Here is a 23225-nt window from a genome sequence, read left to right as displayed (position 1 = left end):
ATTAACGAATAGTCTTAGTAGTACCGATAAAATGGCAGAGAAACGCAATATCTTTCTGGTTGGGCCTATGGGTGCCGGCAAAAGCACTATTGGGCGTCAGTTAGCTCAACAACTCAATATGGAATTTTACGATTCTGATCAAGAGATTGAGAAACGAACCGGAGCTGATGTGGGCTGGGTTTTCGATGTAGAAGGCGAAGAAGGTTTCCGTGACCGAGAAGAAAAAGTGATCAACGAACTCACGGAAAAACAGGGCATCGTTCTGGCAACAGGCGGCGGTTCTGTGAAATCTCGCGAAACCCGTAACCGTCTCTCCGCCCGTGGCGTAGTGGTCTATCTTGAGACGACTATCGAGAAACAGCTGGCACGTACGCAGCGCGATAAAAAGCGCCCGCTGCTGCAGGTTGAAACGCCACCACGCGAAGTTCTGGAAGCATTGGCCGATGAACGCAATCCGCTGTATGAAGAGATTGCCGATGTGACCATTCGTACTGACGACCAGAGCGCTAAAGTGGTTGCAAACCAGATTATTCATATGCTGGAAAGCAACTGATTCTGGCTTTATATACACTCGCCTGCGGGTAAAAGCATTAAAGGTGGATGTCGCGTCATGGAGAGGATTACAGTTACTCTCGGGGAACGTAGTTACCCTATCACCATCGCGGCTGGTTTGTTTAACGACCCAGCTTCCTTTTTACCACTGAAAGCGGGTGATCAGGCGATGCTGGTCACCAATGAGACGCTGGCTCCGCTTTATCTCGACCGCGTACGCCATCTGCTTGAGCAGGCGGGCGTAAAAGTCGACAGTGTGATTCTCCCCGATGGCGAGCAGTATAAAAGCCTGACGGTACTGGATACCGTCTTTACCGCATTGCTGCAAAAACCGCACGGTCGCGATACAACACTGCTTGCCCTGGGCGGCGGTGTTGTGGGCGATCTGACCGGCTTTGCGGCCGCAAGCTATCAGCGCGGCGTCCGTTTTATTCAAATCCCAACCACGTTGCTGTCCCAGGTCGACTCCTCTGTGGGTGGCAAAACGGCAGTCAACCATCCGCTCGGCAAAAACATGATTGGCGCGTTCTACCAGCCTGCATCGGTGGTGGTGGATCTCGACTGTCTGAAAACCCTGCCGAAGCGCGAACTGGCTTCGGGTCTGGCGGAAGTGATCAAATACGGCATTATTCTGGATGGCGAGTTCTTTAGCTGGCTTGAAGAGAATATGGATGCGCTGCTGTGCCTGAATGAGGCTACACTGGCATACTGCATTCGTCGTTGCTGTGAGCTGAAAGCAGAAGTTGTCGCTGCAGACGAGCGTGAAACGGGCTTACGTGCTTTACTGAATCTTGGGCATACGTTTGGTCACGCGATTGAAGCCGAAATGGGTTACGGCAACTGGCTGCACGGTGAAGCCGTCGCGGCCGGAATGGTCATGGCAGCCCGCACCTCTGAACGCCTCGGACAGTTCAAACCGGAAGAGACGGCACGTATCATTGCGCTGCTTGAACGTGCAGGTTTGCCGGTGACCGGGCCGCAGGAGATGTCGGCGCAAGCGTATTTACCCCACATGATGCGCGATAAAAAAGTATTGGCAGGTGAGATGCGTCTTGTACTCCCGCTTGCAATAGGGAAGAGTGAAGTGCGCGGCGGAGTGCCGCACGATGTCGTTCTTGGCGCTATCGCTGATTGTCAGCAGGCGTAACAACTAGAAAGGTCAGGCCACTGTCGCAGGTGGTCGTTTAGCTTCAGGTGAAATGCAAAGTCGTTGGCATAAGCCTTTGAGTGGGGTGTTAAATGGATGAATTCAAACCAGAAGACGAGCTGAAACCCGATCCCAGCGATCGTCGTACTGGTCGTTCTCGTCAATCTTCAGAACGTGATAACGAGCCGCAGATCAACTTTGACGATGTTGATCTGGATGCAGACGATCGTCGCCCTTCGCGCAGCCGCAACGCGCACGAAGAGCGAGCAGAAGAGGATTATGAGTCCGAAGAAGATTCAATGGACGAACAGCCTGTAGAGCGTCGCCCGCGTAAACGTAAAAAAGCCGCTGCGCCGAAACCGGCTTCCCGCCAGTACATTATGATGGGCCTTGGCGTTCTGGTGCTTGTGCTGTTGATTGTCGGCATTGGCTCCGCGCTTAAAGCACCGTCAACGAACTCAACCGAGCAAACGGCTTCCGCTGAGAAGAGCATCAACCTGTCCGGTAACGATGCGTCCAATCAGGCGAATGGCGCACAGCCAGCGCCGGGAGCGACTTCCGCAGAGCAGACCGCAGGCAACACCACAGCGCAGCAGGATGTTTCTCTGCCGCCCGTTTCTTCAACCCCAGCTCAGGGTCAGGCACCTGCTGCGCCTGAAGGTCAGCAGCGTGTGGAAGTTCAGGGAGACCTGAACAATGCGCTGACTCAGCCGCAGAACCAGCAGCAGGTTGATAACGTCGTGGTTAACTCTACGCTGCCAACTGAACCTGCAACCGTTGCCCCGATTCGCGGTGGTAACGCCCAGCCACAAACGGCTGCGACGGAAACCAAACCGCGCCAGACGCAAACTGCGACACGTCCTGAACGTAAGCAGGCGGTGATTGAGCCTAAGCGTGAAACCAAACCTCAGTCAGTAGTCAAAGCGCCTGAAGTGAAAGCCGTACCGGCACAGCCGAAACATACCGAAACGGCGGCGGTGAGTGAGCCTGCGAAAGCGCCAGTCACGCAGACGGCGCCGAAAGCAACGGCGACCACAACAGCACCGGCTGCCACAGCTGCGCCTGCAGCAACGACTCCAGCTGCCACGGCAACATCCTCCAGCAGCGCCGCAGGCAAAACGGCAGGTAACGTTGGTTCGCTAAAGTCTGCGCCATCCAGCAACTACACGCTGCAGCTGAGCAGTTCGTCTAACTATGACAACCTCAACAGCTGGGCGAAGAAATCAAATCTGAAAAACTATGTTGTTTATCAGACGACCCGTAACGGTCAGCCCTGGTATGTGCTGGTGAGCGGCGTGTATTCGTCCAAAGATGAAGCGAAACGTGCCGTTGCGGCACTGCCAGCGGATGTTCAGGCGAAAAACCCCTGGGCGAAGCCGATTCATCAGGTTCAGGCCGATCTGAAGTAATGTTTAAAGCGCAGGATGCTGTCGGAGCTTTCTCCACAGCTGGAGAAGGTGTAATCAGTTAGTCAGCATGAAAAAAAATCGCGCTTTTCTGAAATGGGCAGGGGGGAAATACCCCCTGCTCGATGATATTAAAAAACACCTGCCTGAAGGCGAGTGTCTAATCGAGCCTTTCGTGGGTGCAGGATCGGTGTTCCTCAACACCGATTTTTCTCGTTATATCCTGGCGGATATCAACAACGATCTTATCAGCCTCTATAACATCGTTAAGCTGCGTACCGAAGAGTATGTCGCAGAGGCGCGCATGCTGTTTACGCCAGAGAACAACACCCCTGACGTCTACTATCAGTTCCGCGCGGAGTTTAATCAGAGCCAGGATCCATTCCGTAGAGCGCTGCTATTCCTCTATCTCAACCGTCATGGTTACAACGGCCTGTGCCGGTATAATCTTCGTGGGGAATTTAACGTGCCGTTTGGTCGCTATAAGCGCCCGTATTTCCCGCAGGACGAGCTGTATCACTTTGCCGAAAAAGCGCAGAACGCTGAATTTCATTGCCTTTCCTATGAAGAGTGTATGGAGCTGGCAGGCGTAAACTCGGTGGTTTACTGTGATCCGCCTTACGCACCATTGTCTGCAACGGCGAATTTCACCGCTTATCACACCAACAGCTTCAGCCCGGCCGAACAGGCTCGTCTGGCTGAGATGGCGGAAAAGCTGGTCAGCAAAAGAATTCCGGTGTTAATTTCAAATCACGACACGCCTGATACGCGCGAATGGTACAAAGCCGCGAAGCATTTTCAGGTTAAGGTGCGGCGTAGCATTAGCAGCAACGGCGGCACGCGTAAAAAGGTGGACGAACTTCTGGCTCTTTATCGCCCCTGAGCCGTTTTGCCCGCCGGTAAACACATTTCAAGGAGAAGCGGATGAAACAGTTTTTGATTGCTCCCTCAATTCTGTCGGCCGATTTTGCCCGCCTGGGTGAAGACACTGCCAAAGCTCTCGCGGCTGGTGCAGATGTTGTCCATTTCGACGTTATGGACAACCACTACGTCCCTAATCTGACAATTGGCCCAATGGTGCTCAAAGCATTACGTAACTACGGCATTACCGCCCCGATCGACGTTCATCTGATGGTGAAGCCTGTTGATCGCATCGTGCCTGACTTCGCCGCAGCGGGTGCCAGCATCATCACTTTCCATCCGGAAGCCTCTGAACACGTAGATCGCACGCTGCAGCTGATCAAAGAGAACGGTTGTAAAGCGGGCCTGGTGTTTAACCCGGCCACGCCGCTGAGCTATCTCGATTATGTCATGGATAAACTGGACGTGATTTTGCTGATGTCCGTTAACCCGGGCTTTGGCGGTCAGTCGTTTATCCCCCACACGCTGGATAAGCTGCGTGAAGTACGCCGTCGCATTGATGAGTCAGGTTACGATATTCGTCTGGAAGTGGACGGCGGTGTGAAAGTGAATAACATTGGTGAAATTGCGGCGGCAGGTGCGGATATGTTCGTTGCCGGTTCAGCCATTTTCGACCAACCGGATTACAAAAAAGTCATTGATGAAATGCGCCGCGAGCTGTCGAAGGTAAGTCATGGATAAATTGCAGGCAATTCGGGGTATCGCATTTGACCTCGACGGCACGCTGGTCGACAGCGCGCCGGGCTTAACGAGCGCCGTAGACCAGGCGCTGTACGCGCTTGAACTCCCCGTTGCGGGTGAAGAGCGTGTCGTCACGTGGATTGGCAACGGGGCCGATGTTCTGATGGAGCGCGCGTTGACGTGGGCGCGTCAGGAGCGTGCGTCACAGCGTTCCGCCCAAGGTAAACCGAGCGTCGATCACGCGGATATCCCGCAGGAAGAGCAGCTGCGTATTCTGCGCAAACTGTTCGATCGTTTCTATGAAGAGACGGTCGAAGAGGGCAGCTTCCTGTTCCCGGACGTTCAGGAAACGCTGAGCGCGCTGTCCGCGAAGGGCATTCCGCTGGGACTGGTGACCAACAAACCGACACCTTTTGTCGCACCTCTGCTGGAAGCGCTCGATATCGCGAAGTATTTCTCCGTGATTGTGGGCGGCGACGACGTGCAAAATAAAAAGCCCCATCCGGAACCGCTGCTGCTGGTGGCAGGAAAATTATCCTTAACGCCTGCGGAGCTGCTCTTTGTCGGCGATTCACGCAATGATATTCTGGCTGCCCGCGCGGCTGGATGTCCTTCCGTGGGGTTAACCTATGGCTACAACTACGGTGAAGCCATCACGCTGAGTGAGCCGGACGTTGTTTTCGACCACTTCAAAGATTTGTTGCCCGCTCTCGGGCTTTCGCACAGTGAAAATCAGGAATTGAACAATGACTAAGCCCATCGTTTTTAGTGGCGCACAGCCTTCAGGTGAATTGACCATTGGTAACTACATGGGTGCGCTACGTCAGTGGGTCAGCATGCAGGATGAGTACCATTGCATTTACTGCATCGTCGATCTCCATGCGATTACCGCGCGTCAGGATCCTGAGAAGCTGCGCAAAGCCACGCTGGACACCCTGGCGCTGTACCTGGCCTGCGGCATCGATCCTGAGAAGAGCACCATTTTCGTTCAGTCCCACGTGCCGGAGCACGCGCAGCTGGGCTGGGCGCTGAACTGCTACACCTATTTCGGCGAGCTGAGCCGCATGACCCAGTTCAAGGATAAATCTGCCCGCTACTCTGAAAACATCAACGCCGGACTGTTCGACTATCCGGTGCTGATGGCGGCAGACATCCTGCTGTATCAAACCAACCAGGTGCCGGTGGGTGAAGACCAGAAGCAGCACCTGGAGCTGAGCCGTGACATCGCCCAGCGCTTTAACGCGATCTATGGCGATGTGTTTAAAGTGCCTGAGCCATTTATTCCGAAGTCCGGCGCGCGCGTCATGTCGCTGCTTGAGCCGACCAAGAAGATGTCCAAGTCTGACGATAACCGCAATAACGTTATCGGCCTGCTGGAAGATCCGAAATCGGTAGTGAAAAAACTCAAGCGCGCGGTCACGGACTCCGACGAGCCGCCTGTTGTGCGCTACGACGTGCAGAACAAAGCGGGCGTCTCCAACCTGCTGGATATCCTCTCCGGTGTGACCGGTCAGAGCATCCCTGAGCTGGAAAAACACTTCGAAGGCAAGATGTACGGCCACCTGAAAGGCGAAGTGGCAGATGCCGTTTCCGGCATGCTGACCGAGCTGCAGGAGCGTTATCACCGCTACCGTAACGACGAAGCTTTCCTGCAGAAAGTGATGAAAGAGGGCGCGGAAAAAGCCAGCGCGCGCGCGTCCGAAACCCTGAAAGCGGTGTACAACGCGATTGGGTTTGTTGCGAAGCCTTGAGTCTGCTTGCCGGGTGTCGCTAACGCTTACCCGGCCTACAGGATCGTGTAGGTCGGGTAAGGCAAAGCCGCCACCCGACAAAAAACACACTCTCCAAAACTAAAAAACCGGGACATCCCGGTTTTTTTACGCCTGTAAAACGCTTACTGCTGTGCCGCCGGACCGCAACCACCGATGATCTTCGAAATGGAGATCGCCGGGTGCAGCAGGTAATCGTAGCTGCAGTTATTTTTGGTGTTCTGTACATGACCGGTACAGGCAGTCAGAGTCGATAACAGGCCAACCAGAACGGCGGCCTTTGCCAGTTTGAACATACGCATTCCTTGTCTTAAAAACGAAAGTTAGATGTATATCAAGGGAATAAAGGGGAAAGTTCCACTTCGGGGCAGTATGTTATCGACAGCGCTAAGAGGGGAGTAGTCCGTATAGGGACTACTCCGGAAAGGAAGAATATGCGTTAGTGATTCGAGAACCAGTTCAGCTTATCGCGCAGCTCAACCACGCGGCCCACCACGATCAGCGCCGGGCTTTCGACCAGCTGCGCCAGCTCGCCCAGCTGCGTCAGCACGCCATCCACCACGCGCTGCGTAATGGCGGTGCCGTTTTCGACCAGCGCGACGGGCATATCCGCATTCATACCGTGCTCCAGCAGCTTCGCCTGAATCGTGGCGGCCTGGTTTAGCCCCATGTAGAACACCAGCGTCTGCTTTTCAGCGGCCAGGTTATGCCAGTCCAGCTCGCTGCCGGTTTTAAGATGCCCCGTCACCAGACGCACGCTTTGGGCGTAGTCGCGGTGGGTCAGCGGAATGCCAGAGTACGCTGAACAGCCGGATGCCGCCGTAATGCCCGGCACGACGGAGAAGGGAATACCCGCGTCACAGAGAGTTTCCAGCTCCTCGCCGCCGCGACCAAAGATAAACGGATCGCCACCCTTAAGGCGCACCACGCGTTTACCTTTCTGCGCCTCGCGCAGCAGGATCTGGTTAATCTCCTCCTGCGGCACGCAGTGGTAGCCCGCCCGTTTGCCCACGAAGACGCGGTCGGCATCGCGGCGAACCAGGTTCATAATGTCATCGGAGACCAGGCGATCGTAAACCACGGTATCGGCCTGCTGGATCTGCTGTAGCCCTTTTAGCGTCAGCAAGCCCGCATCGCCGGGGCCTGCGCCCACCAGCACCACTTCACCGCGGTGATCCAACGGCTCGCTCAGCAGCTGTTCGGTGGTCTCTTCAACGGCTTTGGTGTCCTGATTCGCCAGCGACTGCGCCAGCCTGTCGTTCACAAAGAATTTTTCCCAGAAGCGACGACGCTCGCCCACTGTCGAAAAGGTTTGCTTCACGCGGGAGCGGAGCTGCCCGGCGTAATGCGCAATCTGACCAAGATGCTGCGGCAGCACGGCTTCCAGCTTTTCCCGCAGCAGGCGGGCGAGAACCGGGGAGCGTCCGCCGGACGATACGGCTATCATCAGCGGCGAGCGGTCGATAATCGACGGCATGATGAAGCTGGCCTCTTTCGGCGCATCCACCACGTTGCAGAAAATTCTGCGCGCTTCGCAGGCATCGCTCACGCGCTGGTTCACTTCATCGTCATCCGTCGCTGCAATAGTCAGCCAGCAGGTATCCAGCAGGGACTCATCAAACTCTCCCTGTTCCAGCGTGAGCATCCCTTCCTGAGCCCAGACCTCAAACTGTGGGGCGAAGGCAATGGCGTTAACGGTCAGTCGGGCGCCAGCCTCTAACAGCAGGCGCGCTTTACGTTCAGCTACGTCGCCGCCGCCCACGAGCAGGCAGTCGCGGTTGCGTAATTGACAAAAAATCGGCAGGTGATCCACGACGTTACCTCACAGCATTCATGGCGGGGGAAGAATTGACGTCAGGATAACAGCAGGAATCGTACAGAACATACGGTTTTTCCTGCCGTTACCCATAAGGGGTCATAAGCCTTTCCTATTGAAAAGGCGAGGGGTTACGCTTTCAGCTGCACCTCGCCGTCCTTCACGCGGACGTCGTAGTGTTTGACCGAGAAGCTTTCATCTTCCATGCAGAGTCCGTCGGTTAAGCGGAAACGCTGCTTTTTCAACGGGCTGGCGACCCACAGTTCACCCTGATGCTCGGCAATCAGTCCGCGGGAGAGCACGCTGGCCTCGAAGAACGGGTCGATATTGCTGATGGCAAAAACCTGTTCATCGTGGCGAGGGCGGAAAATCGCCACCTGCTCGTTGCCCAGCAGCGCACAGACGCCGGTGGCGGGGAGAATGTCGTTAATATTGCAGATGTTTACCCACTGGCTCATGCGTTTTCCTCCACCAGCGTAACCGGAATACGTTCATACGGCGTGGCTGGACGATGCTGTTCGCGCTCCGGCACTACCTGCACGTTCGGGTCGCGCTGGGTGCTGTTGATAAAGTGTTTGAAGCGCGTCTGCGCCGCCGGGGTGTTGACGGTTTCCGTCCATTCGCAGATCACCGCCTCGCGCAGGCGCGCCATTTCCGCTTCCAGATGCTCGTTCAGGCCCAGCTTGTCGTCGATAATGACTGATTTAAGGTAGTCGATGCCGCCTTCCAGGTTATCGAGCCAGGAGGCGGTACGGGTCAGCTTATCGGCGGTGCGGATATAGAACATCATGAATCGGTCGAGATACTGAATCAGCGTGTCGCGATCGAGATCCGCCGCCAGCAGGTCCGCATGGCGCGGTTTCATCCCGCCGTTGCCGCACACATAGAGGTTCCAGCCTTTCTCGGTGGCAATAATACCCACGTCTTTACCCTGCGCTTCCGCACATTCGCGGGTGCAGCCGGAGACGCCGAACTTCATTTTGTGCGGGGTACGGATGCCTTTGTAGCGGTTTTCCAGCTCAACGCCGAAGCCCACGCTGTCGCCGACGCCGTAGCGGCACCAGGTGCTGCCCACGCAGGTTTTCGCCATGCGCAGCGCTTTTGCGTACGCGTGGCCGGTTTCGAAGCCAGCTTCAATCAGCTGACGCCAGATTTCCGGCAGATCGTCTTTCTGCGCGCCAAACAGGCCGATACGCTGGGAGCCGGTGATTTTGGTGTACAGGTTAAATTCCCGTGCGATGCGGCCCACCGCGACCAGCCCTTCCGGCGTGATTTCGCCGCCGGCGGAACGTGGAATCACGGAGTAGGTGCCGTCTTTCTGGATGTTGGCCAGGAAATTGTCGTTGGTGTCCTGCAGCGGCGTATGCTCGGGCTTGAGCACGTACTCATTCCAGCAGGAGGCCAGCAGGGAGCCGACGGTCGGTTTACAGACTTCGCAGCCGTAGCCCTGGCCGTGCTTCGCCAGCAGTTCGTCGAAGGATTTGATGCCCTCCACGCGGATCAGGTGATACAGCTCCTGGCGAGAATACGCGAAGTGCTCGCACAGGTTGTTGTTCACCTCGATGCCCTGTTTCGCCAGTTCGGCGTTCAGCACCTGAGTGACCAGCGGAATACAGCCGCCGCAGCCGGTACCGGCTTTGGTTTCGGCTTTCAGGGCCGCAACGGTGTGGCAGCCTTTGTTGATGGCGGAGATCAGCATGCCTTTGGTAACGTCGAAGCAGGAGCAAATCTGCGCGCTGTCCGGCAGTTTATCCACGCCGATTGACGGCTTGCCGCTGGAGGCATGAGCCGGAAGGATCAGCGCGTCCGGGTTTTCCGGCAGCTCGATGGCGTTGAGCACCAGCTGGAGCAGGTTGCCGAAGTCGCTGGTGTCGCCCACCAGCACCGCGCCGAGCAGGGTTTTGTTGTCCTGGCTGACGATGAGTCGTTTGTAGACCTCTTTGCTTTCGTCGAGATAGACATAGCTGCGGGAATTCGGGGTGCGGCCATGCGCATCGCCAATACCGCCGACATCTACGCCCAGCAGCTTCAGCTTGGCGCTCAAGTCTGCGCCGGTAAAGGCGTTTTCGCTGCCGAGGATATGGTCCACTGCGACCTGTGCCATTTTGTAGCCGGGCGCCACCAGACCGTATACGCGGTTGTTCCAGCTGGCGCATTCGCCAATCGCGTAGATATCCGGATCGGAGGTCTGGCAGGTGTCGTTAATCATGATCCCGCCGCGCTGCGCCACGGCAAGACCGCACTGGGTCGCCAGCTTGTCGCGCGGACGAATACCGGTGGAGAAGACGATGAAGTCCACTTCCAGCTCGCTGCCGTCGGCAAAGCGCATGGTTTTGCGCGCTTCAGTCCCTTCCTGAACGATCTCTTTGGTGTTCTTGCTGGTGTGAACCTTCACACCCATGCTTTCGATTTTACGACGCAGCTGGTCACCGCCCATGTGGTCGAGCTGTTCTGCCATCAGCATCGGGGCAAATTCGATGACGTGGGTTTCAACGCCGAGGTTTTTCAGCGCGCCTGCCGCTTCCAGGCCCAGCAGGCCGCCGCCCACCACCGCGCCGCGTTTGCTTCGACGCGCGCAGGATTCGATGGCGTTAAGGTCTTCAATGGTACGGTAGACGAAGCAATCCTGAGTTTCCGAGCCCTTAATTGGTGGGATCCACGGATAGGAGCCCGTCGCCATGATCAGCTTGTCGTAAAAAACCGTACGCCCGGCGCTGGAGTGGATCACTTTTTCCTGACGGTTGATGGTGATAGCGCGTTCGCCCACCAGCACTTTTACGCCATGCTTCTCGTAGAAACCTTCACGCACCAGAGAGAGCTCTTCGGCGGTATGATGGGAGAAGTAGGAAGACAGGTGCACACGGTCGTACGCCTTGCGGGGTTCTTCACAGAACACGGTAATATCGAACTGCTCAGCATCGGCCTTATCGAGAAGATCCTCAATAAAGCGGTGGCCGACCATGCCGTTACCGATGATAGCGAGTCTGAGTTTGCTCATTATTGCCTCGATTTCTTTTCTATTATTGCCTACCTTAACGATTCAGCAGGGGCGCTTATTGATGCAAATCAAATACGTCTTAGCCTACTCCTTAGGTGGTATGCGACTGATTTGTCAGGATTTTTATAAGTGGCGGAAATCGCAGGCTTTTCGTGCTCGTTGAATTTGTGTACAAATCAGGAGAGGGTTTTGCCAAAATCGATACGCCTGAAAATCAGCGGCGTTTTTTAGGGGAAGGGTATGTCTACAACACCGTTATGGCTTGTTCAGAATGTTCGTTTACCGGGTCGGGAAGGGCTGTGGCAGCTCGCCATTGAGAACGGGCGATTTGGTGACATCACCCCGATGGACGACACCCACGCCGAAAGTTATGAAGTATTGAATGCGCGCGGTGGGCTGGCTATCCCGCCGTTCATTGAGCCGCATATCCATCTTGATACGACCCAGACGGCGGGCGAACCGAACTGGAACCAGTCCGGCACGCTGTTTGAGGGCATTGAGCGCTGGGCGGAGCGCAAGGCGTTGCTCAGCCATGACGACGTGAAAGCGCGCGCCTGGAAAACGCTGAAGTGGCAAATCGCTAACGGCATCCAGTTTGTCCGCACCCATGTGGATGTCTCCGACCCGACGCTTACCGCCCTGAAGGCGATGCTCGAGGTGAAGCAGGAGGTGGCCCCGTGGGTAACGCTGCAAATCGTTGCGTTTCCGCAGGAAGGGATTCTCTCTTACCCGAACGGCGCGGCGCTGCTGGAAGAGGCGTTAAAGCTGGGCGCCGACGTGGTGGGGGCGATCCCACACTTCGAGTTCACCCGCGAGTATGGCGTGCAGTCGCTGCACATCGCTTTTGAACTGGCGAAGAAGTATGACCGTCCGCTGGATATCCACTGCGATGAAATCGACGACGAGCAGTCGCGGTTTGTCGAGACGGTGGCAGCGCTGGCGTATGAGGCCGGCATCGGCCCGCGCGTGACGGCCAGCCATACCACCGCCATGCACTCCTACAACGGCGCTTACACCTCGCGGCTCTTCCGTCTGCTGAAGATGTCGGGGATTAACTTCGTCGCAAACCCGCTGGTCAATATCCACCTGCAGGGGCGCTTTGATGACTATCCGAAGCGCCGCGGCCTCACCCGGGTAAAGGAACTGCAGGAAGCGGGCATAAACGTCTGCTTTGGTCACGACGACGTCTTCGACCCGTGGTACCCGCTCGGCACCGGCAATATGCTGCAGGTGCTGCATATGGGGCTGCACGTCTGTCAGATGATGGGGTATCCGCAAATCGACAATGGCCTGAACCTGATCACCCACAACAGCGCCCGTACCTTCGGCCTGAGCGATTACGGTATTGCTACGGGAAACCCGGCAAACCTGATTATTCTGCCTGCGGAGAGCGGGTTTGAAGCGGTGCGCTGTCAGGTGCCGGTGCGCTGGTCGATTCGTCAGGGGCGAATTATTGCCACCACGCAGCTGGCGCAGACCTGGATCCAGATGGATAACGGAGGAGAAGAGGTGAGTTTCGCCAGAAACAGCCCCTCTGCGTAATGCAAAGGGGCGCAGGGTTTAGTGCGATGCCGCTACCGCGTTGTGCTGGCGGTGGCGGGTCACGAAGCCCAGAACGAAGCACATGATGAACACCACGGCGTACAGACCGTTCGCGGTGTGCAGCGCGGCCAGCGGGCCGCTGTGGGCAACGATCGGGCCCGTCACCACGAAGGTCAGCATGGTGCCGATGGTGCCGCAGGTCAGAACGAAGTTAACCAGCTTCGGCGAAGCCACTTTGGTCTGCAGGGAGCCCAGGGTGATGATCGAGGTGTAAATCGCGCTGGAGAAGAAGCCCAGGGTCAGAATGAACCACGGCATATGTTCCGGGGAGCCGTTAATGAACAGATACATCAGCACGGTCGCCAGGCCCGCCAGCACGGTCAGAATGCGCTGCAGGTCGAAGAAGCGCAGGATGAAGCTAAACGCCCACATGCCGAACATGTAAGACATCCAGAAATCGCTCACCAGTTTGCCCGCATCGTTCAGGCTCATGCCCAGACCTTTGGCGTATTCCGGAACCCAGGAGATAAAGCCCAGCTGGCCCAGGATGTAGCACAGGGCGGCGATGGAGAGGAACAGTACGCCGATACCCCATTTCTCTTTCGCGACGGGTTCTGCGGTAGTTTGCGCTTTCTTGCCCAGCACCGGGAACTCGCAGCCGAAGGTCAGAATAAAGATCGCCACGTAGACCAGACCAATGCAGGCATAGACCCAGTACCACTCAATGCTGCGGGCCAGGAGAACGGCCGCGACCATTGGGAAAATCATCCCGGCCATGCTGAAGAAGGAGTCGGTAAACAGCAGACGCGCGCCGCGCTGGCGGCCTTCATACATATGGGTAATCAGGAACGTACCGATCGACATGGTGATCCCGCTGACCAGACCGAGCACGAACATGGCGGCGGAGAACAGGGCGATGCTGTGGCTTAGCATCAGACCCGCCACGGCGGCGACCATCAGTACAAAGCCGAAGCGTAACTGGGTTTTCAGCGGGACGATTTCCATCAGCCAGGCATTCAGGAAGATAGAGATCAGGATCCCCGCGTTGAGGAAGGTGAAGGTGTTACTCATGCTGGAAACGGGCAGATGGAAGTAGTCTGCGATATTCCCCATCACCATCCCGGTGACGATCACCAACGCGCCGGTCAGGGCGTAGGAGAAGAAGCTGATCCATGTGAGCTTGATGCGATTGCTGTTAGTCATGTCTGGCCTGTTCAGAAAAGAAAAGCGCCCAGGGGGCGCTGAGAGCGGGCAGATTTTAGTCGTTAAAGTGATCTATTCCTATCTTTTAAGGGCAATGAATGTGTCATTGCAGGTTTTAGTGTGATCTAAATCACATTAATTGGCGGCATAACCAATCGTTTGCGTAGTAATAATTGTTTCAACTTCGTAAAATTAGGTAAAAGGCTGGTCTCCGTTCATACTGCTCTTTAGAATCAAGCCATTCGCTTTTTATACTGCGCTTTGTTAAGGAATTCTCATGCTCAAATCAACACTGGCGGCTGTCGCAGCTGTGTTTGCTCTTTCTGCCGTTTCCCCTGCTGCGCTGGCAGCAAAAGGGGACCCTCACGTTCTGCTGACCACCTCCGCCGGGAATATTGAGCTGGAACTGAATAGCCAGAAAGCCCCTGTTTCCGTGAAAAACTTTCTCGACTATGTGAACAGCGGTTTCTACAACAACACCACTTTCCACCGCGTGATCCCAGGCTTCATGATTCAGGGGGGCGGTTTCAACGAGCAGATGCAGCAGAAACAGCCAAACCCGCCTATTAAAAACGAAGCGGACAACGGCCTGCTGAACAAGCGCGGTACCATCTCAATGGCGCGTACCGCGGACAAAGACAGCGCGACCAGCCAGTTCTTCCTCAACGTAGCGGATAACGCCTTCCTCGACCACGGTCAGCGCGACTTTGGCTATGCGGTCTTTGGTAAAATCGTGAAAGGGATGGACGTGGCTGACAAGATTTCTCAGGTGCCTACTCACGACGTCGGTCCGTATCAGAATGTCCCGTCAAAACCAGTGGTTATCCTCTCCGCCAAAGTTCTGCCGTAACTCTTCTGAGCGCGGGCTTCTCCGGCCCGCGTTATGTAGCCCTCCCTGCGAAAGCGCGTTTTGCTGCTTATACTTGTGGCAAACGGACTATTCAGGGAGGCGTTAAGTGAAAAAACTCACCGACAAGCAAAAATCCCGTCTCTGGGAACAGCAGCGTAACGTCAATTTACAGGCCAGTTGTCTCCTTGAAAAAGGTAATGGTCCCTCAGAACCCCATATTGAGACGCTGGAGCTTGGGCCTTCCGCGCCCGGGCTACCCCATCTGTGCCTTATTCATCGTCATTTGTACCGCAGTGAGATGAAGCGGGCAGGTGAGCTCCGTACCGAGGATATTTTTAAAGGTGACATTCCCTTCTGCCATTTTGAGTACATCGAAAAGATGGGGAACGAGCTGATGGCGGCGCTGGAAAGCGAAAAATATCTTGTGGGTCTTGAGAAAGCGGCGTTTGTTGACAGAGTTAGCCACTACTACTGCGAAATCAACATGCTGCATCCGTTTATGGGCGGCAACGGCATTGCCCAACGCGTTTTCTTCGAGCAGCTGGCGCTCCACGCGGGCTACTCGCTGGACTGGCGTGATATCGACCCCGAGCAGTGGGTTGCGGCTAACCGAAGTGGCGCAACGGGAGATTTAACCGCGCTAAACGCTATCTTTGCCAAAGTAGTGAGCGAAGCGCTGGAATCTGAGTAGAATAGGGCGGCATTTTTTTCGGGAGCCGCCATGATTCTGCTGATTGATAACTACGATTCCTTCACCTGGAACCTTTACCAATATTTTTGTGAACTGGGTGCAGAGGTGGTTGTCCGCCGTAACGACGAGATCGCTCTCGCCGATATCGTGACGCTGGCGCCGCAGAAAATAGTGATTTCACCCGGCCCCTGCACCCCTTCGGAATCGGGTATTTCGCTGGAGGTTATCCAGCACTATGCCGGCAAGCTGCCAATCCTGGGCGTCTGCCTGGGCCATCAGGCAATTGCCCAGGCGTTTGGTGCCACCATCGTGCGCGCCGCGAAAGTGATGCACGGTAAAACCTCTCCGGTCACCCACGCCGGCACCGGGGTGTTCACGGGGCTCAATAATCCTTTAACCGTGACGCGCTACCATTCCCTGGTCATTGACCCGTCGACGCTGCCCGACTGTTTTGAGGTGACCGCCTGGAGCGATACGCAGGAGATCATGGGGATTCGCCACCGCGAATGGGATCTCGAAGGCGTGCAGTTCCACCCGGAAAGTATCCTCAGCGAGCAGGGGCACGCGCTGCTGGCAAATTTCCTCAATCGCTGAAAATCTGTTGCCTTGCTGTGATTTTTTATGCATATTTTGTGATTATATTTTCACATTTACTGTGACATAAAATGGATGGTCATGACATGGCAACTGAACAACCAGCAATTACCCGCGCGACATTTGATGAAGTGATCCTGCCGATTTATGCACCGGCTGAATTTATCCCGGTGAAGGGAAAAGGCAGCCGCGTCTGGGATCAGCAGGGTAAAGAGTATGTGGATTTCGCGGGTGGTATTGCGGTCACGGCGCTGGGTCATTGCCATCCCGCGCTGGTGGAGGCGCTGAAAACCCAGGGCGAAACCCTGTGGCACACCAGCAACGTGTTCACCAACGAACCGGCGCTGCGCCTGGGCCGCAAGATCATTGATGCTACCTTTGCGGAACGCGTGCTGTTTATGAACTCCGGCACTGAAGCCAACGAAACTGCCTTTAAGCTGGCGCGCTACTACGCGACAACGCGCCACAGCCCGTACAAAACCAAAATCATCGCCTTCCACAACGCCTTCCACGGACGCTCTTTCTTTACCGTCTCTGTTGGCGGCCAGCCGAAGTATTCCGACGGGTTTGGCCCAAAACCGGCCGACATCGTCCACGTGCCGTTTAACGATCTGCACGCGGTGAAAGCGGTAATGGACGACCACACCTGCGCAGTTGTTGTCGAACCGATCCAGGGTGAAGGCGGCGTGACCGCGGCAACCCCGGAATTCCTGAAAGGGCTGCGCGCGCTGTGCGACGAGCATCAGGCGCTGCTGGTCTTTGATGAAGTGCAGTGCGGGATGGGGCGTACCGGCGATCTGTTCGCTTATATGCACTACGGCGTGACGCCGGATATTCTGACCAGCGCCAAAGCGCTTGGCGGTGGTTTCCCGGTGAGTGCGGTACTGACGACACAGGAGATCGCCTCTGCGTTCCACGTCGGTTCTCACGGCTCCACCTACGGCGGTAACCCGCTGGCGAGCGCCGTGGCGGGTGCCGCGTTCGACATTATCAACACGCCAGAGGTGTTGAACGGCGTTAGCGCGAAGCGCGAGCTGTTTGTGAAACACCTGAAAAAGGTTGATGAGCAGTACGACGTGTTCAGCGAGATCCGCGGGATGGGGCTGCTGATTGGCGCCGAGCTTAAGCCGCAGTACAAGGGCCGCGCTCGCGACTTTCTGCACGCCGCCGCTCGCGAAGGGGTGATGGTGCTCAACGCCGGACCGGACGTCATGCGCTTTGCGCCGTCGCTGGTGGTGGAGGATAAGGACATTGAAGACGGGTTAACCCGGTTTGCCGCGGCGGTTGCGAAGATCGTTAAAGGCTAATATTCGGTTCGTTTCAACCGGCGCGTTAACCAAATGCCGTGATGCGGACGCTGACGCCATGCCACCGACGAAATGGTGTGCATGGTGTTCAGATGCCCCAGAACGCGCTGCAAGTGCTGCTCCAGGGTGCTCATTGGCCCGTGGGTCAACGTCTCCGGCGCTTCCAGAATGTTTGAGTCTCCCGACTCGCCCGGCGCGTCATACTCCAGACGCTGCTGACACCTCTGCAACGCAATTTCACATGACTGCAGATAGCGCTGCGCCAGGTCCGGCGTCAGCATCGTGTGCTCGCGCGCCAGCGTGGTCATGGCGTTAATGTGCTCGACGATAAACTGGCTGTGCGTCACCCAGAGCTTCATATCGGCCAGATAGTGCGAATTAAAGCCCGGCTCCTGCATCGCCTGGTTAAGCGAGTTGAACAGGGCGTTGTGCGCCTGGTTGACCTTCATGCGCTGATAGGCCAGCGGGGACGGCTGCGGGTCGTCGCTCAGGATCAGGCGAATGGCCTGCTGGTCGGCCTCCAGCGCGTCGTGGGCGTTCTGTCTCAGCAGCCCGCTCTGCCATTGCGGCCAGAGCCAGACCATGCCGCCAAAGGCAATCAGGCAGCCGATCAGAGTATCAATCAGCCTGGCGACAATAAACTGTTCGCCATTGAGCGTAAGCAGCTGCAGGGTATATACCGCCGTCACCGTAAAGCCCACCATCGCCCAGCCGTAGTTTTTGCGGATAATTAGATAGCTCACCAGCGTGATCGCCAGCATCCCTGCAAGGGTATAGCCTTCCGGCACGTGGAAGTGCAGCGTCACGCCCGCAATGATCAGTCCGGCCATGGTGCCGCCCGCCCGGTGCAGAATACGCACCCGCGTGGCACCGTAGCCGTTCTGAGTGACAAACAGCACGGTCATTAAGATCCAGTAGGGCTTCGGCAGATGCAGCGCCATGCCCATCAGGCTGGCGGTACTGAGCATCACGCTAATCCTTGCGGCGTTGCGCAGGGCGGAAGATTTAAAAGAAAGATAGCTTTTGAGCGCGGGCAATAACGGCAGCCGTTTTTGCTTATCCGCCATCAGGTCGCGGGGATAAAGCGGACGCTGGGTGCGCAATACCCGGGCGATGCGGCTGAAGTGCCAGGCGGCAAACTGTCCGACCGGGTTATCCGGATGCTGGCGGGCGATTTTCTCCAGCGCGCCGAGCTGTTTATCCATGTTAAAGCGCGTGGGGTAGCGGTGATAGAGAATATCATCGGCCAGCACCCGCAGGCGTGCGGAGACGGTCTGCGCGTTCCAGCGGATCACCGCTTCGGCATGGCTGCGCTCGACCAGCTTTTGTACCTCCTGCGGGTGGTGCAGGCTCACGGAGATATGTTCCTGTAGATCCAGCCCGACCTGGAAGGTGCGCAGCAGGCGTTTGTACTCGTGGTTCTTGTTGGCGGCGAGCATGTGTAGCTGCTGATAGCACTGGCTTATGAGATCCACCACCTTCTGCTGGCGCGTCAGCAGCGGCGGTAAGGATTTTTCCGGATCGGTATGCTGGGTGAGCAGGGTGTATTTGGCCTCGCAGTAATCCGCAAGCTGCACATAGAGCAGGCTCAGGGATTCGCGCAGCGGCTGTTCCCGCCACAGCCAGAACCAAAACCAGTTAAACAGCCCGTACCACAGCGTCCCCAGAGCGTAGATCAGCAGCGGCTCCCACACCGGCATATTCCCGGCGAGACTTAGCGTGAAAATGGCCGCAATCAGCGACGCGGGAAGCAGGCGGGCGTGCAGCGAACTGATTTCCGCCGTGACGCCGAGGGTCATCGCCAGCACGGTCAGGATCAGCGGCAGCGGGATATCACGAGCCAGTAAAAGCTGTACGGCGAGGCTACAGCCCGCAAACAGGCAGCCGCCAACGATCAGGCGTTTGAAAAAGCGCTTATGCGGCGTGTCCAGACCGGCGATGTTGCAGCAGGCGGGCACGAGGGAAAACAGCAGGCCTTGTTGAAGATGTCCGAGGATCAGGCCTATGGCCACAGGAAGACACAACACCAGCGTTTGTCGCAGTGCGTAGTTAACTTCCGGGTGATAGATCAGCCTGCGCCACATGGGGAATAGAGACAAAAACGGCGTGACACCTTGCGATGGCACGCCGTTTAAGCGGAATTAACGCGTTCCGTAGACCACGATGGTTTTACCGTGGGCGGAGATCAGGTTTTGATCTTCCAGCATTTTCAGGATACGGCCTACTGTTTCACGGGAGCAACCGACGATCTGACCAATTTCCTGACGGGTAATTTTAATTTGCATGCCGTCCGGGTGGGTCATGGCGTCTGGCTGTTTCGCCAGGTTCAGCAGGGTCTGCGCGATACGACCGGTAACGTCCAGGAAGGCGAGGTTACCCACTTTCTCTGAGGTGACCTGCAGACGGCGTGCCATCTGGGAAGAAAGACGCATCAGAATGTCAGGATTAACCTGAATCAGCTGACGGAACTTCTTGTAAGAAATTTCAGCCACTTCACATGCTGTCTTTGCACGAACCCAGGCGCTACGTTCCTGGCCCTCTTCAAACAGGCCCAGTTCACCGATGAAATCGCCCTGGTTCAGATAAGAAAGGATCATCTCTTTCCCTTCTTCATCTTTGATCAGCACTGCCACCGAGCCTTTAACGATGTAATACAACGTTTCCGCTTTTTCACCCTGGTGAATCAGCGTGCTCTTTGATGGGTACTTATGAATGTGGCAATGAGACAAGAACCATTCGAGAGTCGGGTCTGTTTGCGGTTTGCCAAGCACCATGCGCTGTTATCCTCTGTTATAAGCTGTCACCAGAGTCATCAGATGCATCCGGACTCTGGGGTTGCAATCGAATTCTTACCCATACCCTGGGAAGTCGGCTACCGTAACGTTTCGCAGCCAGTAAAGTTTGATGTCCTCTGCATACATGTGTAACGTCAATGTATTACTGTAGCATCCAGAGTGTTTTAGCATAGCTTTCGCCGCGTGTCTCCTGGTGTCTCGCTTCAGCATGATGCAGGTCGCCTTCCATTGCGAGAAATGTAACGCACGCGTAATCTGTCACCAAAAATGCAACGTTGGAGTTTAAGAATATGCAAGCGCGCGTGAAATGGGTTGAAGGTTTAACGTTCCTGGGCGAGTCCGCGTCAGGGCACCAGATTTTAATGGACGGTAACTCCGGCGATAAAGCGCCAAGCCCAATGGAAATGGTGCTGATGGCGGCAGGCGGATGCAGCGCCATTGACGTGGTGTCGATTCTGCAAAAAGGTCGTCATGACGTGACGGATTGTGAGGTTAAACTCACCTCAGAACGTCGTGAAGAGGCACCACGTCTGTTCACCCATATTAACCTGCACTTTGTGGTCACCGGTAAAGAACTGAAAGACGCGGCGGTTTCACGTGCGGTGGACCTGTCTGCGGAGAAGTACTGCTCTGTGGCGTTAATGCTGGAGAAAGCGGTAAAAATCACGCATTCGTATGAAGTGATCGAGGCGTGATCCATGGGGCATCGTGCGTGTTGATGCCCTCACCCTAACCCTCTCCCACAGGGAGAGGGAACATGCTCATGCGATCTGTTTCCCTTCCATCAACCGCTCCACCAGCGGCGTCATGATGAGCTCCATCGCCAGCCCCATTTTTCCGCCCGGTACGACCAATGTATTCATGTGAGAAATAAACGAGCCCTGCAGCATCGCCAGCAGCCAGGGGTAATCAATACCTTCAAGATTGCGGAAATGAATAACCACAAAGCTCTCATCCAGGGATGGGATACTTTTGGCGGCAAACGGGTTGGAGGTATCCACCGTCGGCACGCGCTGGAAGTTGATATGGGTGCGGGAGAACTGCGGCGTCAGGAAGTTGATGTAATCTTCCATGGAGCGTACCACCGAGTCCATTACCGCCTCTCGCGAATGGCCACGTTCGCTCATGTCGCGCGTCAGCTTCTGGATCCACTCCAGGTTCACGATAGGGACCACACCGACCAGCAGGTCCACGTGGCGCGCCACGTCGTGTTGCGGGGTGACCACGCCGCCGTGTAATCCTTCGTAAAACAGGACGTCAGTGGGTTCCGGCAGCGGTTGCCATGGGGTAAAGGTTCCCGGCACCTGATTCCAGGGAACGGCTTCATCATAGGTATGCAGATACTTGCGGGACTGCCCTTTACCGCTCTGGCCGTACTCAATAAAGGTTTGTTCCAGCAGGCCGAAGTCATTGGCTTCCGGACCGAAGTAGCTGATGTGTTTACCCAGATCGCGCGCCTTACGGATGGCCATGTCCATTTCCGGACGCGTGTAGCGGTGAAAGCTGTCGCCCTCGACCTCCGCCGCACGGAGATTCAGCTGGGCGAAAATCTTGCGAAATGCGAGGCTTGTGGTGGTGGTTCCCGCACCACTCGACCCCGTAACGGCTATAACCGGATGTCTGGCAGACATAGCAACTCCCTGACTGAAAAGGGTGGAAGATCAGCCGTGAAACGCGTTGCGGGGCATGATATTGACCGTCTCATGCAGTTCTGACCACACCAGCACCACGTCGCCGCTTTTCAGCTGGCGCTTTACATCGTTGACCTTTTGCTCAAGCGAGCGTTCCTGTTCACCATAATCGGTGCCTTCGCGTAATACAAAGCTTTCAATCAGATTATCGAGCGTTTCGGGAGCCAGATCCTGCCAGGGAATAATCATTTTGCACCGTCCAGATAAGGGGTTAGCCAGTCAGGAATACGCGCCTCAAGCCACATTTTCGGGCGGCGCAGCGTGCCGCCGATAAACCCGACGTGGCCGCCGTGCTCGGTCAACTGATAGTGAACGTTGTCGGGCAGGAATTCCTGCGCGGGGATCGAGTGATGATCCATAAACGGGTCATCTTTGGCATGAATAATCAGCGTTGGCTGCGTGATCTTGCTGAGCAGCGGCATGGCGCTGCACTGACGATAATAGTCAATCGCATCGGCGAAGCCGTGAATTTTCGCGGTGATCAGGTCGTCGAACTCGCGAATACGGCGTACCTTTTTCAGCTGGCGCAGGCTGACCGGCAGGGTATCCGGGTAGGCCTTCAGTTTACGTGCCGCATTGGCCTTCAGGAGGTTGAGGAGGTAACGCTGGTAGACGCGGGAGAAGCCTTTATCCATATGGTAGCTGCACTGCTCGAGCATAAACGGCGCGGAGACAATGACGGCGGCCTCCAGCGGCACGCTTTCGCCCTCTTTGGCCAGCAAGCAGGCCAGCATATTGCCGCCCAGCGAGTAGCCCACGGCGGCCGTTGGCACGGTGCCATAATTTTCACGCAGCCAGTGTAAAAACCACGTCCCGTCTTCTGTTTCACCCGAGTGATAAATGCGTTTCTGACGATTCGGTTCGCCGCTACAGCCGCGAAAATGCATCACCACGCCGAGCCAGCCGCGCGCCTTTGCCGCCTCAATTAGCCCATGGGCATACGGGCTGTGCAGGCTGCCTTCCAGGCCGTGAAAGACCACCAGACGCGGCTTATGGCGAGCCTGTTCCGGCGCTTCGCTCCAGGCGAGATCCAGAAAATCACCGTCTGGCAGGTCAAGCCGTTGCCAGTGCGGGGTGAACTGAACCTTGCGGCGGATCAGTCGCGGCAGCATGGTCTGCAAATGGGGATTGGCCACGCCGCGCATAGGCACGAACTCAGTGCTGTCTTCGACCGCAATGTCGAAGTCTGATGGGATGATTTGGGTCATAAGCGCGATGCTGATTCTTGTCGGAAATTTACGATACTTTCCGAATTGTACCCC

At 56.2% G+C, this 23225-nt stretch carries 23 protein-coding genes; 13 read left to right on the top strand and 10 right to left on the bottom strand.

Annotated features, from left to right (window positions below; genetic code table 11):
• Positions 1-31 precede the first annotated feature (31 nt).
• The 7 genes from aroK to trpS all read left to right on the top strand — a co-directional run bounded on the left by aroK (position 32) and on the right by trpS (position 6458).
• Positions 32-553, top strand: a complete 522-nt coding sequence (aroK, locus tag ACW9E7_RS18765) for a shikimate kinase AroK (protein WP_003861630.1) — start codon at positions 32-34, stop codon at positions 551-553.
• Positions 554-610: 57 nt separating this feature from the next.
• A complete protein-coding gene (gene aroB, locus ACW9E7_RS18760; RefSeq protein WP_133295251.1) occupies positions 611-1699 on the top strand; it encodes a 3-dehydroquinate synthase in 1089 nt (362 codons plus the stop codon).
• A 92-nt stretch (positions 1700-1791) separates the two neighbouring features.
• On the top strand, positions 1792-3108 hold the full coding sequence (damX, locus tag ACW9E7_RS18755; protein WP_458728194.1) for a cell division protein DamX: 1317 nt from the start codon (positions 1792-1794) through the stop codon (positions 3106-3108).
• A 67-nt stretch (positions 3109-3175) separates the two neighbouring features.
• On the top strand, positions 3176-3988 hold the full coding sequence (dam, locus tag ACW9E7_RS18750; RefSeq protein ID WP_458728193.1) for an adenine-specific DNA-methyltransferase: 813 nt from the start codon (positions 3176-3178) through the stop codon (positions 3986-3988).
• A 41-nt stretch (positions 3989-4029) separates the two neighbouring features.
• Positions 4030-4707, top strand: a complete 678-nt coding sequence (rpe, locus tag ACW9E7_RS18745; protein ID WP_133295249.1) for a ribulose-phosphate 3-epimerase — start codon at positions 4030-4032, stop codon at positions 4705-4707.
• A complete protein-coding gene (gene gph, locus ACW9E7_RS18740; RefSeq protein ID WP_111963775.1) occupies positions 4700-5461 on the top strand; it encodes a phosphoglycolate phosphatase in 762 nt (253 codons plus the stop codon). The genes rpe and gph overlap by 8 nt, the downstream gene beginning before the upstream one ends.
• Positions 5454-6458, top strand: a complete 1005-nt coding sequence (gene trpS / locus ACW9E7_RS18735; protein WP_115876864.1) for a tryptophan--tRNA ligase — start codon at positions 5454-5456, stop codon at positions 6456-6458. The genes gph and trpS overlap by 8 nt, the downstream gene beginning before the upstream one ends.
• A gap of 143 nt (positions 6459-6601) precedes the next feature.
• Here the strand turns inward: trpS and ACW9E7_RS18730 are convergent, their stop codons facing one another.
• The 4 genes from ACW9E7_RS18730 to nirB form a co-directional block, all read right to left on the bottom strand.
• The gene (locus tag ACW9E7_RS18730; protein WP_008503029.1) at positions 6602-6772 is read right to left on the bottom strand and encodes a YhfL family protein; all 171 of its coding nucleotides are present in this window, start codon (positions 6770-6772) and stop codon (positions 6602-6604) included.
• Between the two features lie 143 nt (positions 6773-6915).
• Complete coding sequence (gene cysG, locus ACW9E7_RS18725) at positions 6916-8289, bottom strand: siroheme synthase CysG (RefSeq protein WP_458728192.1); 1374 nt, start codon at positions 8287-8289, stop codon at positions 6916-6918.
• A gap of 134 nt (positions 8290-8423) precedes the next feature.
• On the bottom strand, positions 8424-8750 hold the full coding sequence (gene nirD, locus ACW9E7_RS18720; protein WP_008503027.1) for a nitrite reductase small subunit NirD: 327 nt from the start codon (positions 8748-8750) through the stop codon (positions 8424-8426).
• Entirely contained in the window at positions 8747-11290 is a 2544-nt protein-coding gene (gene nirB / locus ACW9E7_RS18715) for a nitrite reductase large subunit NirB (protein ID WP_127732470.1), read from the bottom strand. Before nirB ends, nirD begins: the two co-directional genes overlap by 4 nt.
• Positions 11291-11530: 240 nt before the next feature.
• Between nirB and ACW9E7_RS18710 the strand changes: the two genes are divergently transcribed.
• Positions 11531-12832 carry a cytosine deaminase gene (locus ACW9E7_RS18710; RefSeq protein WP_458728191.1) on the top strand — a complete coding sequence of 434 codons (1302 nt, stop codon included), beginning with the start codon at positions 11531-11533 and terminating at the stop codon, positions 12830-12832.
• Positions 12833-12850: 18 nt separating this feature from the next.
• Here the strand turns inward: ACW9E7_RS18710 and tsgA are convergent, their stop codons facing one another.
• Positions 12851-14035 (bottom strand): MFS transporter TsgA, encoded by a 1185-nt coding sequence (gene tsgA, locus ACW9E7_RS18705; protein WP_136195933.1) that lies wholly within the window; start codon positions 14033-14035, stop codon positions 12851-12853.
• Positions 14036-14312: 277 nt separating this feature from the next.
• On the opposite strand from tsgA, the gene ppiA reads away from it, so the two are divergent.
• The 4 genes from ppiA (at position 14313) to argD (ending at position 17477) form a co-directional block, all read left to right on the top strand.
• The gene (gene ppiA / locus ACW9E7_RS18700) at positions 14313-14885 is read left to right on the top strand and encodes a peptidylprolyl isomerase A (RefSeq protein ID WP_014885514.1); all 573 of its coding nucleotides are present in this window, start codon (positions 14313-14315) and stop codon (positions 14883-14885) included.
• Between the two features lie 106 nt (positions 14886-14991).
• Complete coding sequence (locus ACW9E7_RS18695; RefSeq protein WP_458728190.1) at positions 14992-15576, top strand: putative adenosine monophosphate-protein transferase Fic; 585 nt, start codon at positions 14992-14994, stop codon at positions 15574-15576.
• A gap of 30 nt (positions 15577-15606) precedes the next feature.
• The gene (gene pabA, locus ACW9E7_RS18690) at positions 15607-16170 is read left to right on the top strand and encodes an aminodeoxychorismate synthase component 2 (RefSeq protein ID WP_458728189.1); all 564 of its coding nucleotides are present in this window, start codon (positions 15607-15609) and stop codon (positions 16168-16170) included.
• 86 nt (positions 16171-16256) lie between these two features.
• Positions 16257-17477 carry a bifunctional acetylornithine/succinyldiaminopimelate transaminase gene (gene argD / locus ACW9E7_RS18685; RefSeq protein WP_172621926.1) on the top strand — a complete coding sequence of 407 codons (1221 nt, stop codon included), beginning with the start codon at positions 16257-16259 and terminating at the stop codon, positions 17475-17477.
• Here argD and ACW9E7_RS18680 read toward each other — a convergent pair.
• Positions 17474-19561, bottom strand: coding sequence for a YccS/YhfK family putative transporter (locus tag ACW9E7_RS18680; RefSeq protein ID WP_127732848.1), 2088 nt, complete (start codon positions 19559-19561; stop codon positions 17474-17476). The two genes, argD and ACW9E7_RS18680, sit on opposite strands and share 4 nt — an antisense overlap.
• 57 nt (positions 19562-19618) lie before the next feature.
• A complete protein-coding gene (gene crp / locus ACW9E7_RS18675; protein WP_000242758.1) occupies positions 19619-20251 on the bottom strand; it encodes a cAMP-activated global transcriptional regulator CRP in 633 nt (210 codons plus the stop codon).
• Positions 20252-20562: 311 nt separating this feature from the next.
• Between crp and ACW9E7_RS18670 the strand changes: the two genes are divergently transcribed.
• On the top strand, positions 20563-20967 hold the full coding sequence (locus tag ACW9E7_RS18670) for an OsmC family protein (RefSeq protein ID WP_008503018.1): 405 nt from the start codon (positions 20563-20565) through the stop codon (positions 20965-20967).
• Positions 20968-21033: 66 nt separating this feature from the next.
• Here the strand turns inward: ACW9E7_RS18670 and ACW9E7_RS18665 are convergent, their stop codons facing one another.
• From ACW9E7_RS18665 to ACW9E7_RS18655, 3 genes are read right to left on the bottom strand one after another with little or no spacing between them, the layout of a single operon-like run.
• On the bottom strand, positions 21034-21903 hold the full coding sequence (locus tag ACW9E7_RS18665; RefSeq protein WP_008503017.1) for a phosphoribulokinase: 870 nt from the start codon (positions 21901-21903) through the stop codon (positions 21034-21036).
• A 30-nt stretch (positions 21904-21933) separates the two neighbouring features.
• Positions 21934-22152, bottom strand: coding sequence for a YheU family protein (locus ACW9E7_RS18660; protein WP_008503016.1), 219 nt, complete (start codon positions 22150-22152; stop codon positions 21934-21936).
• Complete coding sequence (locus ACW9E7_RS18655; protein WP_115876875.1) at positions 22149-23171, bottom strand: hydrolase; 1023 nt, start codon at positions 23169-23171, stop codon at positions 22149-22151. The genes ACW9E7_RS18660 and ACW9E7_RS18655 overlap by 4 nt, the downstream gene beginning before the upstream one ends.
• Between the last annotated feature and the right edge of the window lie 54 nt (positions 23172-23225).

Source organism: Enterobacter sp. H2G27, from assembly GCF_054403075.1.
The sequence above is the reverse complement of the archived record's forward strand: the minus strand, read 5'-3'. Positions and strand labels throughout refer to the sequence as shown.